Origin of the sequence: Nonomuraea sp. NPDC052265 (genome assembly GCF_044547985.1) — a bacterium.
Classification (GTDB): Bacteria; Actinomycetota; Actinomycetes; order Streptosporangiales; family Streptosporangiaceae; genus Nonomuraea.
The window spans coordinates 93,296-106,242 of the sequence record NZ_JBIUBJ010000013.1 but is presented as its reverse complement, the minus strand read 5'-3'; the positions used below and the strand labels follow the sequence as shown (position 1 = coordinate 106,242).

2 protein-coding genes are annotated in these 12,947 nt (G+C 75.4%); one reads left to right on the top strand and one right to left on the bottom strand.

Features of this window, described 5'->3' with window-relative positions:
• Nucleotides 1–4: 4 nt before the first annotated feature.
• On the bottom strand, nt 5–12,109 hold the full coding sequence (locus ACIHAD_RS32000) for an amino acid adenylation domain-containing protein (RefSeq protein WP_397358409.1): 12,105 nt from the start codon (nt 12,107–12,109) through the stop codon (nt 5–7).
• A 98-nt stretch (nt 12,110–12,207) separates the two neighbouring features.
• On the opposite strand from ACIHAD_RS32000, the gene ACIHAD_RS31995 reads away from it, so the two are divergent.
• Entirely contained in the window at nt 12,208–12,942 is a 735-nt protein-coding gene (locus ACIHAD_RS31995) for a thioesterase II family protein (protein WP_397358408.1), read from the top strand.
• Nucleotides 12,943–12,947 lie beyond the last annotated feature (5 nt).

Genomic DNA, 12,947 nt, shown 5'->3' with positions numbered 1-12,947 from the left:
GGAGTCAGCGCCTCCCCGTGGTGATGTTCAGGTCGAGCAGCGAACTGGCGTCGTCCGGCGGGCCGGGATCGGGGCTCCGGCCGGGGTCGCGGGCCGGAGCGGGCTCTCGGGCCGGGGCTGGATCGCGGTCCTGGGCGGGGGCGCGGTCCAGCCACAGCCGCCTGCGCCGGAAGACCGGCGCGGGGGCGGGCTCGCGTACCGGCCCCGCGCGCAGCCGGGGGTCCGGCTCGCTCAGCACGAGGTGCGCGTTGGTGCCGCCGAGCCCGAACGAGCTCACGCCCGCGACCCTCGGCGAGGGCCAGTCCCGCGGCTCGGTGGCGGGCTCGAAGGGCGAGGCGGCGAAGTCGAACCGCGGGTTGGGCCGCTCGCAGGACAGCGTCGGCGGGATCCGCCCGTGCTCGACGGCCAGCGCCGCCTTGATCAGCCCGGCGATCCCGGCCGCGCTGAGCGTGTGCCCGATGTTGGTCTTCACGCTGCCGATCGCGCACGTGCCCGGGTCGCCGCCGCCCTCGCCGAACACGCGCGTCAGGGCGCGCAGCTCGATGGGGTCGCCGATGAGCGTGCCGGTGCCGTGCGCCTCGATCAGTCCGATCTCCCTGGGCGTGCGGCCGGCCGCCGCCAGGGCCCGGCGGACCACGTCGGCCTGCGCCTCGGGGTTGGGCGTGGTGACGCCCATGGTGCGGCCGTCGTTGTTCACGGCGACCGCCTCGATGACCGCGTGCACCCGGTCGCCGTCGGCCAGCGCCGCGCGCAGCGGCTTGAGCAGGACGACCCCGCACCCCTCCCCCGGCACGAACCCGTCGGCGCGCTCGTCGAACGTGTGACACAGCCCGGTGGGCGACAGCGCCTTGGCCGCGCTGAGCTGGAGGTAGTCGTTCTCGTCCAGGAGCACCTCCACCCCGCCCGCCAGGGCGACCTCGGCCTCCCCGGCGAGCAGGCTCTGCGCGGCGAGCTGCACGCCGACCAGCGAGGACGAGCAGGCGCTGTCCACGACGAGGTTGGGACCGCGCAGGTCGAAGTGGTGGGCGACCCTGGCCGCGATGAAGTTCTGGTCGGAGGCCAGCCCGCCCGGCCGCACGCCGACCCGGCGCCCGTAGTCGGACATGCGGGCTCCCGCGTACACGCCGGCCCGGCGTCCGCGCAGTTCGGCGGGGTCGTAGCCGGCGTCGGCGAGGCAGGCCGCGCAGCACTCCAGGAACATGCGGATGGCCGGGTCGAGGGCGCGGGCCTCGTCCTCGCCCAGGTCGAAGTAGTCGTTGTCGAAGTCCTCGATGCCGTCGACGAAGCCGCCCCACTTGCTGATGCTGCGGCCGAGGGCGGGCTCGGGCGCGTACAGCTCGCGGTGGTCCCAGCGGGAGGCGGGCACCTCGCGCACGTCGCACCGGCCCTCGGCGAGGTTCCGCCAGAACGCGGCCACGTCGGGGGCGCCGGGGAACCGGCAGGCCATGCCGATGATCGCGATCCTGCGATCCTCGGAGGCTTCCGAGCGGACGGGCTCCGGCGCGATGTCCGGCGCGGCCTCCCCGGCCTTCGCGGTCTCCCCGGTCTCCCCGGTCTCCCCCGGGGCGGCCTTCTCGGGGACGCCCAGGCGGTCGCGGAGCTGCTCCAGTGTCGGATGGTCCAGCAGCAGCGACGGTTCCAGGCTCTCGCCGAGCCGTTCCTCGATGCGCTGCACCAGCTCGGCCAGCATCACCGACTCGACGCCGAGGTCCCCGAACTCCGCCGTCGGGTCCAGCGCGTCCACGGGGATGCCGATCGTCTCGGAGAACAGGACGGCCAGCCAGTCGGGCTCGCGCTCGCGCTCGGGCTCGGGCTCGGGGGCGGGGGCGCCGGGGGCGGGACGGCGAGCCGGCCGTCCGGGCAGCCTGATCAGCCCCGGGACGTCCACGGACGCGCCGGACGGCGGGCACGGCAGGACCGTCGCGCCGCGCGGCAGCCCGATCACCCGGTCCAGCACCCGCAGCCCCTCCCGGTCGCCGAGGGCCGCGAGACCGACCGCCTCCCCGACGTTCGGCCTGCCGCGCGCCCCGCCGGACTCCCGCCACTGCGGCCAGTCGACCGACCGGAACTCGGCCCGCCCGGACCGCCGCCTGACCCCGGTGCAGAGGTCGAGGAAGGCGTTGGCGGCGGCGTAGTCGGCCACCCCGGCGGCCAGCGCGGGCACGGCGGCGCAGACGGAGGAGAAGGTGACGAAGAAGGCCGGACGGTCCCCGGCGCACGCCTCGTCCAGCGCCTCCAGGAGGTCGGTCTTGGGGGCGAGCACGGCCCGCAGGTCGTCCTGGGACTTGTGGGCCAGCGACGGACGGCCCCGGCTGGAGCGTCCCGCGCAGTGGACGACGCCGCCGATCGGGCCCAGCTCGCGCCGCACGCCGTCCAGGAAGTCGGCCACCCCGGACGGCGGCCCGGTGTGCACGACCACCCGCGCGCCCATGCCTTCCAGGCCGAGGACGGTGGCGACGGCCTCCTCGCCGGAGCCGTCCCACTGGTCGCGCGGCGGCAGCGGCCGGACGCCGAGCAGGGCGAGCCGGCGCGCGCCGCGTCCGGCCAGGTGGCGGGCCACCAGCGCGCCCAGCCCCCTGGTGCCGCCGCTCACGACGTAGACGGCCTCGGGATCGAGGACCGGCTCCGCGTACGGGGCGGACAACTCCCGCAGATCCGGACGGAACCGTCCGCCGTCGCGGTAGCAGACCTCCCCGTACGGCTCCGCGGCCGCCCACTCGGCGCGGATCTGGGCGGCCGAGGGCCGGTCGCTGTCCAGCACCGTGGCCGTGACCGCCGGGTACTCGGCGGCCAGCATCCGTACGAACCCCGCCATCCGCGCCCCGGCCAGGCTCGGCGAGGCGCCGTCGAGGTCCAGCAGGCCACTGGTGACGTGCAGGATCCTGAGCGGGCGGCGCCGGGCCAGGGCGGCCCGCAGGACGGCGAGCCGGTCCAGCTCGTCGTCCGGGTTCGCCGCGCCGAGGTCGCACAGGTCGATCCAGCCGGTGAACTCCTCCGGGACCGGGTCACCCGCGCGGACGGGCACGACCTGGTCGCCGAGCGAGCGCGCCAGCTCCTCGGAGGCGTCGCCGAACAGGCACACCACGGTCCCGCCGCCCAAGGTGCCCGGGTCGCGGGCGGGCCGCTCGGACACCGCCCAGGTCCGCTCGAAGAGCGGCGTCTCGGACGCACCCGCTTCCGACCCGCCCAAGGCTGGCTCACCGGACGCGCGTTCGCCGGACGTGGGCTGGCCCGAGGCGGGTTCGAAGGGCCAGCACCGCATGCGGTCGAACGGGTACGACGGCAACCCCACCAGCCGCGCGCCCGCAGGCGGCGTCCAGTCCACGTGGCCGCCGTCCACCCAGTGCCGTCCCAGTTCCAGCAGGTCGCCGGGCCGCCCGGACGGCGGGGCACCCGGACGTACCCGGCCGCGCAGCACGTCGGCGGGCTCCGACCGGGCGAACCGCTCCAGCCGTCCGCACAGCTCCGCCACGTCCGGGACGACCAGCGCGAGCCGTTCGCGCAGCGGCTCCCGTCCGGTCTGGAGGGTGTGGGCGACGTCGGCGAGGCTCTCGGGCGTCGCGCGCAGGTGCCCGGCCAGCCGGGCGGCCATGGCGCGCAGCCGCTTCTCGTCGTGGGCCGACAGCACGATCAGCTGCGGTCCGGGGTCGGGGGTGCCGGTCCCGGCGGGCGGGGGCTCCTCGATCACGGCGTGCGCGATCGTCCCTCCGGCGCCGAACGAGCTGATGCCCGCCCGCCGGGGCGCGCCGCCGGGCCCCTCGGGCCAGTCGGCCGCCTCGCGCTGCACGCGGAAGGGGATCTCGTCCCAGGCGATGTCCGGGTTGAGCTCGTCGGCGTGCAGGGAGGGGACGAGCCGCCGGTGCCGGAGCTGGAGCACGATCTTGGTGAGCCCGGCGATCCCGGCGCCCGACTCGACGTGCCCGAGGTTGGACTTGACCGACCCGATCGGGATGCTCCCCGGCGCCGCGCCCGTCCGTCCGAACACCCGCATGAGGGCGTTGATCTCGATGGGGTCGCCGAGCGCGGTGCCCGCGCCGTGGCATTCCAGGTAGCCGATGCCGGCGGGGTCCACGCCCGCGTCGGCGAGCGCGCGGGCGACGAGCTCGCCCTCCTCGACCGGGCTCGGCACCACCCAGCCGTTCGTACGGCCGGAGTGCACGACTGCGGTGCCCCTGATCACGGCGTGGATCCGGTCGCCGTCCGCCTTCGCCCTGGCCAGCGGCTTGAGCAGGACGACCCCGGCGCCCTCGGCGGGCACGAAGCCGTCGCCGCCCGCGCCGAAGCTGTGGCAGCGCCGGTCCCCGGCGGTGAGCCGCATGCGGGCGTGCTGGACGAACTTGTTCGGGTGCAGGTTGAGGTTGACGCCGCCGGCGATCGCCAGCTCGCACTCCCCCTGGCGCAGCGACCGGACCGCGAGGTGCAGCGCGGCCAGCGACGACGAGCACATCGTGTCGACCGACATGCTGGGCCCCTTGAGGTCCAGGTGGTAGGAGACGCGGTTGGCCACGCCGCCGAGCGTCGCGCCGGTGTCCTGAGGCGTGCCGCGCAGGCTCTGCTCGACGCCGAAGAAGGGGTACTCGTTGTACATCACGCCCGCGTAGACGGCGACGTCGGAACCGTGCCGGTCGCGCAGGCGGGTGCGCGGGTAGCCCGCGTCCTCCAGGGCCTCCCAGGCGACCTCCAGGAAGACGCGCTCCTGGGGGTCCATGAGGGCCGCGTCGCGCGGGGTGATGCCGAACAGCAGCGGGTCGAAGTCGGTGACGCCGTCGAGGAAGCCGCCCCACATGAGGTCCACGGGCCAGCCGTCGCGGATCCGGTCGCCGGGGACGCCGGACAGCGAGTGCCGCCCGGCGGCCAGGTTCTCCCAGAACGCGGCCAGGTCGGGGGCGTCGGGGTAGCGGCCGGCGATCCCGATCACCGCGATCGCGCCGTCGTCAGCGGTGTCGGCGTTGTGGGCGGCCACCGGCTTCGCCGTTTCCGCCGGTTTCGCCGGTCCGGGCCGCTCAGGCTGCTCAGGCCGTTCTGGCTGTTCGGGCCGTTCGGGCCGTTCGGGCCGGGGCGGCGGCGGGGCGGGGGCTCTGGCCGACAGCGCGGCGGCGACCCCGGCCAGGTCCTTGTGCTCGAAGAAGAGGGTCCGCGACCGCTCGCCCAGGTCCCGTTCCAGCCGCGCGTTGAGCTCGACGATCTGGTACGACGTCAGCCCGTACTGCTCCAACGGCACCCGCGCCCCCAGCCGGTCGGCGTCGATGCCCGAGACCTCGGCGTAGACGCCCTTGAGGTACTCCTCCATGTCCCCCGTGTCGGCCCGGGACGCGTCCGGCTCCGCCCGCTCGATCCAGTACGCCTCGGCCTCGAACGGGTAGGAGGGCAGCGCCACCCGTCCGGGCGGCTGCGGCCAGAACCGTTCCCAGTCCACGTCCTGCCCGGCCACCCAGGCGGCGGCGGCCTCGGCCTCCGTACCGGCCGGACCGGCGCCTCCACCCGCGCGACCGGCGAGCACGGACGGATGCGCCCGGCCCGCCGCGAACGCCTCCAGCCCCTCCCGCAGCCCGGCCGCGTCACGGCAGACGACGGCGAGCCGGTGCGCGAGGGCGGAACGCCCGGTCTGGGTGGTGTAGGCGATCCGGCGCACGTCCCGCTCCCCGGCTGCGGCGGCCAGGCGACCGGCGGCGGTCACGAGCCGCTCCGGCGTCGCGGCCGAGACCAGGACGGCGTGCTCGCGGCCGTCGTCGGCCGCGCTGCCCCCGCTCTCGCCGGGAAGGGGCGCGCGGACGACGGCGTGGGCGTGCGTGCCGGTCGCCCCGAAGGCGTTGATCAGCGCCCGCCGCTCGCCGGTCCACGGCTGCGCCTGCTCGGGCACGCTGACCGCGTCGGTGGGAGGCTCGGCGAGCAGGGTGGGCGCCAGCCGTCCGTGCCGGAGCTGGAGCAGCACCTTGGCGAGCTGCGAGGCGCCGGACGCGGCTTCGAGGTGGCCGATGTTCGGCTTGAGCGTGCCCGCCGCGACGGGCTCGGGCCGCCCGCCGAAGACCTCGGCCAGCGCCTCCGCCTCCGCCGCGTCGGCCAGGGCGGCCCCGGCCGCCGCGCACTCGACGTAGGAGACGTCGCCGGACCCGGCGCCGGCCCGCTCCAGGGCGCGGCGCATGGACGCCGCCATGGCGTCCGCGCTCGGCGCGGTGAACCGCCCGGTACGTCCGGTGTGCGCGACCCAGGTGGCCTCGACCACGCCGTGGACGGCGTCCCCCGCCCGGACGGCGTCCGCGACGGGCCGCAGCAGGAAGGAGCCGACGCCCTCGCCCACCGTCCAGCCGGGCCGGTCGGCGTCGAAGGCGGCGGCACCGGCCTCCTCGGCCAGCAGGCCCAGCCCGGCCAGCAGCGCGGCGTGGTAGGGGTCGGCGAGCAGGTTGACGCCCGCGACCACGGCCGCGTCGCAGTCGCCCGTGCGGATGGCCTGGGCGGCCAGGTGCAGGGCGGTCAGCGTGGACGAGCACGACGTGTCCACGGCGATGCTCGGCCCGGTGAAGCCGAAGAAGTACGAGACGCGGTTGACCATGTCGGACGCGGTCGCCGAGACCACGGCCGGGCCGCCGGCGCGCCAGGCGGCGGCGCCCGCGTGCTGGTAGTCGTGCCACATCGAGCCGACGAAGACGCCCACCCTGGGGGCGGTCCGGTGCAGGGAGTCCGGGGTGTGGCCGGCCTGTTCCAGGCACTCCCGGACGCTGTGCAGCAGGAGCCGGAGCTGCGGGTCGAGCGTCGTGGCCTCCTTCGGCGAGATGTGGAAGAGCAGGCTGTCGAAGCGGTCGATGTGCTCCAGGTAGCCGCCGGGACGCTCGCCCCTCGGGTGGGGGCCCACGCTGCGGGTGCCTGTGCTGAGGTTGCGCCAGAAGCCGTCCAGGTCGTCGGCGCCGGGGAAGCGTCCGGCCATGCCGATCACGGCGAGAGCGGCCGCCGGCTCCGCCCGCCGCCCCGACTCGGCGCGAGGGGCCGGTTCCGTCGCCGGGGTGGCGAACACGGGGACGGCGTCGCCGGTCGCGTGCTCGGCGGGGCCGCCCAGGAACGCCTGGAGGAAGTGGTGGCCGTCGTCGAGGTCGAACTGGTCGCGGACGCGGTCGAAGGCGACCTCGCCGATGGGGCAGAGCCCGATGCCGCAGGCCGCCTGGCCGGTCATCAGGAGCTGGCCGAGGTAGCCCGCCTCCAGGGTCAGGTAGCGCGGGCTCTGGTCGCCGTACAGGGGTTCGATGCCCTTGGTCTGGCCGATGAGGTAGAGGCCGAAGCCGGCGCGGTCGTACAGGTCGCGGTTGTAGACGAAGTGCACCGTACGGTCGAGCTCGGGGTGGGCGTTCACCAGGTGGAGGGCGTGCTCGCTCGGGTTGTAGTAGTAGATCCCCTCGGCCACGCCGTCGATCGCGCCCCTGGTGACGTGCAGGTACGCCTGCACCGCGTACGTGTCCCCGGCCGACGGGTACAGGTGGCGCTCGCGGTCGCCGAGCCGCCGTTCGCGCAGCAGGCTGAGCAGCCGGCACAGCGACCGGTACGGCAGCGAGCCGGGCTCGAAGTCGCGCACGCTGGCACGCCGGGCGAAGTGCTCCTCGGGCACGTCGAGGCGGTCCAGGCGGATGAGGCTGGCGTCCGGCTCCAGCGGGCGCAGGTTCCACCGGGCCGCCTTGAACGCCTCCCGGTCCTCGGGCGAGAAGAAGTCCACCTCCCCCGGCCCCGCCGCCTCGGCCTCCGCCTCCGCCTCGGCCTCCACCGGCGCGGCCTTCTCCGGTTTCGCGGGCTTCTCGACGGGAGGGGCGGCGGGAGGGGCGGCGGGGCCGCCCACGACGGCGGCGATGCCGGTGACGGTCGGGTTCTCCAGGAGCAGCGCCACCGGCACGCGCCTGCCGTACCGCTTCCGCAGCGCCTTCGAGACCTGGACCATGGTGAAGGAGGTGACACCCTGATCCCAGAGGTCCTGGCCGGGATCGACCTCCTCGACCCCGATCAGCTCGGCGAACAGCTCGGCGATCTCCGTCACCGTCCGCCCCGCGACCTCGGGCTCGGGCTCGACCTCGGGCTCGGGCTCGGGCTCGGGCTCCGGCTCCGGTTCCGGTTCCGGGGCGCGTTCGGCGAGCGGCCACGGGAGCGCGTCCCGGTCCAGCTTGCCGTTGGAGGTGGCCGGGAACGTGCCGACGAACGCCACGTGGTTGGGCACCATGTACGCCGGCAACGTCCCGGCCGCGTGCGCCCGCAGCTCACCGACGTCCGGCTCCGCGCCCTCGGGCATCACGTACGCGACCAGCTTCCGCTCCCCCGAGCGGTCGTCGCGGGCCAGGACGACGACGTCCCGCACCCCCGGGTGCTGCCGCAGCCGGTGCTCGATCTCGCCCAGCTCCACCCGGAACCCGCGGATCTTCACCTGGTTGTCGGCCCGCCCGAGGAACGTGATGTTCCCGTCCGGCAGCAGCGCGGCCCGGTCGCCGGTCAGGTACATGCGCCCGCCCGCGAACGGGTCCGGCACGAACCGCTCGGCGGTCAGCTCGGGCTGGTTGCGGTAGCCGAGGCTCAGGCACCTGCCGCCGATGAACAGGTCGCCCTCCTCCCCTTCGGCGCAGGGCCGCCGGTCCTCGTCGAGGATGTAGTAGAGCGCGTCGTCGATCGGGCGGCCGTACGGGATGCTCCGCCACGACGGGTCGATCTCCCCCACCTCGAACCAGTTCGACCAGACGGTGGCCTCGGTGGCGCCGCCCAGGCTGACCATCCGCGCCCGCGGGAAGGTCGCGCGCACGGCGTCCGGCAGCGGCAGCGGCGTGTAGTCGCCGCTGAGGAAGACCAGCCGCAGGTCGCCGGTGCCCTCGTGGCCCCGCCGCTCGGCGAGCAGCGGGGCGAGCTGGTTGAGCGTCGTGGGCGCGGAGTTCCAGAACGTGATCGGCTCGTCGATGAGGACGTCCAGGAGCAGTTCGGGGTCGCGCTGCTGGGCCTCGTCGGCGATGTAGAGCGAGGCGCCCCGGCCGAGCAGGCCGAAGATGTCGAACACCGACAGGTCGAAGCCGAGCGAGGTGACGCAGAGCCCGACGTCGGAGGCGTCGAAGTCGAAGGTGCGGTAGCACCAGTCGAGCAGGTTGAGCAGCGGCCGGTGGCTGACCTCGACGCCCTTGGGCTTGCCGGTGCTGCCCGAGGTGAAGATCACGTACGCGAGGTCGTCCACGGTTCCGGCGGGGGGCGGGTCGCCGCGGTCGTCCCCGCCCGCGTACAGCTCGACGGCGCGTACGCCCTCGGGCACGGCCCAGCCGGACGTCTCCGCGCAGGTGAGCACGATCCCGGCGGCGGCGTCGTCCAGCATGACGGCGGCCCGTTCGTCGGGCAGGGACGGCTCCACGGGCAGGTAGGCGCCGCCCGCCTTGAGAATCCCGAGGACGGCGGCCACCATGTCCGGCCCGCGGCACAGGCGCACGCCGACCACCGTCCCCGGCCCCACGTCCAGCTCCTTCAGCCGCCAGGCGGCGGCGTTGGCGCGCCGGTTCAGCTCCCCGTACGTCATGGTGCCGCCGGCGTGCCGCAGCGCGACCGCGTCGGGCCGGGCGGCGGCCTGCCGCTCGAACAGCCGGTGGACGGGGCGCAGCCGGTCCTCGAAGGCCGCGAACAGCTCGGCGAGGTCGGGGAACTCCGGCTCCAGGGCGTCCCAGTGGTAGTGCAGCCGGTCGCCCTCCCTGATGACGATGCAGTCGAGCGCGACGTCCGGGGTGTAGGTCATCCAGGGGCCGGCCTCGACGCCGTCCGGCAGAGGGTGCTCGGTCAGGTCGAGGGTGCTGGTGTAGACGACGGGGAAGGCGTAGGCGCGGAGTCGGCGTTCCCTCATGACGTGGCCGCGCAGCGTGGCCAGGCCGGTCAGGGCGCCGTTCGCGGCGTCGGCGGCGATCCGGTCCGGGTAGGACTCCTCGTCGGTGACCCAGCTCAGTGCGGTGAACTCACCGGGCCGCAGCGGCTCCGACCCGGCGGTCCAGCGCACCACGGACACACTGAACGGGCCGGGGAAGCGTGCGCGCAGCGCGCCGGCCAGGGCGGCGAAGACGGTCTCGTCGGAGACCACGGCGACGCTGCCGCTCAGCCGGACGCGGCGCGCGGGCGTGGTGGCCACCTCGGGTCCGGGCGGCAGGTCACGGAACCGCTCGTCCCAGTAGCCGCCCCCCTGCGGATCCTCGACGGAGTCCGGGGCCGCGGAGGAGGGGCGCGGCTCGGCCGTGGGGTCGGCGTAGAGCCTGAACAGCTCGCGCAGCACGATGTGGATGCTGCGCCCGTCGAGCACGGTGAGGTCGACGGCCGCGTGCACCGTCTCGCCGCTGACCCGCAGCTCCCAGTGCGGCCAGCGGCCCAGCGGGAACGCCCGCCCGGCCATCTCCTCGGCCTCGACGCCGGGGGTCTCCGGGATGCTCCAGTTCTCCGGCGCGTGCGGCCTGACCCGCCGCGTCCCGTCGTGCGTGACCTCCGAGCGCAGCGCGTCGTGGGCGGCCACCAGGCGCAGCCAGGCCCGTGCGAGCCGGTCCCGGTCCAGGTCGCGGACGTGGAAGCTGTGGTGGACCTGGCAGCCGTCGTACGGGTGCGAGCCGCCCGCGCGGGCCACGTAGTACGCCTTCTGCAGCTCGTTGAGCGGCCGGACCTCCTCCTCGCCGGTGTCGGCGGCCAGGGCGCGCAGCGCGTTGGTGAAGCGGGCGAACAGGGTCTCCGGCTCGCCGGCGGTGAAGCAGCCGGGCACCAGGTCCCAGCGCACCCGCAGCTCGCCGTCGTGCTCCCACATCTGGTGGTCGAGCGCGACGCCGGAGGTCTGGCTGAGCGCGTACGACACCGGCGGCACGGACTCGTCGGGCCGGGCGTCCAGCAGGCTGGTGAAGACGACGGGCAGCGCGGTGCGCTCACGCAGCTCCCGCATGACGGTCACGCCGGGGACGCCCGCGTGCCCGAGGTCGCGCCACAACCGCCGGTGCACCTCGCGGACCGCCTCCTCCAGCGGCTCGCCGAGCGTGTTCTCGGCGACGAAGACGGCGGTGCCGGTGAACGGCCCGACGACCTCGTCCACCTCGCGCGGCAGCCAGGCCCGGCCGGTCGTGGTGACGGCCAGGGAGCAGTCCTGGCCCCTGCCGACCGTCTCGGCGAACAGGGTCAGCACCAGGGCGGTCGGCGAGACGTCCAGCTCGGCGGCCCTGGCGCGCAGGGCGCCCCACTGGGCGGCGGTCAGCGAGCCGGTCAGCGCGGAGCGCGGCGACCCGTCCGGGACGCCGGTGGCGGGGCCGGGCGGCAGGTCCGCCAGGCGTTCCCGCCAGTAGTCCAGGTCGTCCCGGTGGCGGGGGCCGCGCCGCTGGGCGTCCAGCGCCAGCAGGCAGTCGCGGACGGACAGGCCGCCGTCCGCCAGCCGGTGGCCGGGGTCGCGGTAGCAGCGCCACCAGTCGCGCAGCAGCACGTCGAGCCCGCGCCCGTCGGTCACGCTCGCGTCGATGCCGAAGTGCACGGTCCCGGGTGTGGTGACCTCGACGGCGAACGGCGGCCAGACGCCGGGCTCGTAGCGCCGGTGGGCGAGGCGTTCGCGGGCGCCGGGCCGGTCCACCGGCAGGTCCCAGGAGGGGGCCCGGTCCAGCACCCGCTGGGTGCCGTCGTCGCCCAGCTCCAGGCGCAGGGCGTCGTGGTGGTCCACGACGCGCTGCCAGGCCGCGCGCAGGCGTGCGGGGTCCACGCCGGGCACCTCGAACTCGCGGTAGACCTGGCAGCCGACCGGGTCGGGGGTGACGTCCTCGTCCGCGCCCATGACGTACGCCTGCTGCAGGGGCGTCAGGGGGAACGGCTCGTGCCGCTCGCCGGGGGCCGCGCCGACCGCCGGGCCCGCCGGGGCGGTGTCCTCTCGCGTCCCGGCCAGCTCGGCGATCCGCTCGGCCAGCTCGGCCGGCGTCCCGCAGTCACCCAGCCGCTCGACGGGGAGGTCCAGCGAGAACTCCCGCTGGATCTCGAACCACACCCGTACCGCGGAGATCGAGTCGAGTCCGCTGTCCTTCAGTGAAGCGTCGGGGGTCAGCTCCGCGCCGCCGGGCAGCACCTCGGCCAGCAGGCGGATGACCGTCTCCGTCACGCGCTCGTCGTGCTCCATGGGCCTCCTCCCTCACTGCGACGCTAGTGAGGACGGCGCGCGCTGCCTGCTCAAGACTGAGCAGGCAGCGCGAGGCGATCGGCCGTAGCTTCTGGGCCATGCCTGGTTCCTGGATAGCGGGCGGCGAGCCCAGAGCCGACGCCCGGATCAGACTGTTCTGCTTCGCGCACGCGGGAGGCGGGTCGGCGCTGTTCCGCAGATGGGACGAGCACCTGTCGCCGGACGTCGACGTCTGCCCGGTGGTGCTGCCGGGCCGCGAGTCGCGCCTGCGCGAGCGGCCCTACAACCGCATGGAGCAGCTCGTCGGGCCGCTGTCGGAGGCCATCGAGCCGTACACCGACCGGCCCTTCGCGCTGTTCGGGCACAGCATGGGCGCGGTCGTGGCCTGGGAGACGGCCCGCCGGTTCCCGCCCGCGGTGCTGTTCGTGTCCGGACGCCGCGCGCCGCAGCTCCCGACCCGCCGCCGCCGTTTCAGCGACCTGTCGGAGGAGGAACTGCTGACCGAGATGGGCAAGCTGAACGGCACGCCGTCGGAGGTGATGGACCAGCGCGGCCTGCTGGAGGTGTTCCTGCCGAGCCTGCGCGCCGACTTCGAGCTGAACGAGGCGTACACGCCCTTGCCCGGCCCGCGTCCGGACTGCCCGGTCTCTGCGCTGCTCGGCGACGCCGACCCCGAGGTCGACCCGGACGAGATCACCGCCTGGGGCGACGCCACGGGCGGCGGATTCACGCTGCGCGTGTTCGGCGGCGACCACTTCTACCTCAAGGGCCCGCGGCCCGAGGTGCTGGCGGCGGTGCAGGAGGACCTGAACCGCCACCTCCTCCGCGTCTGACAGCG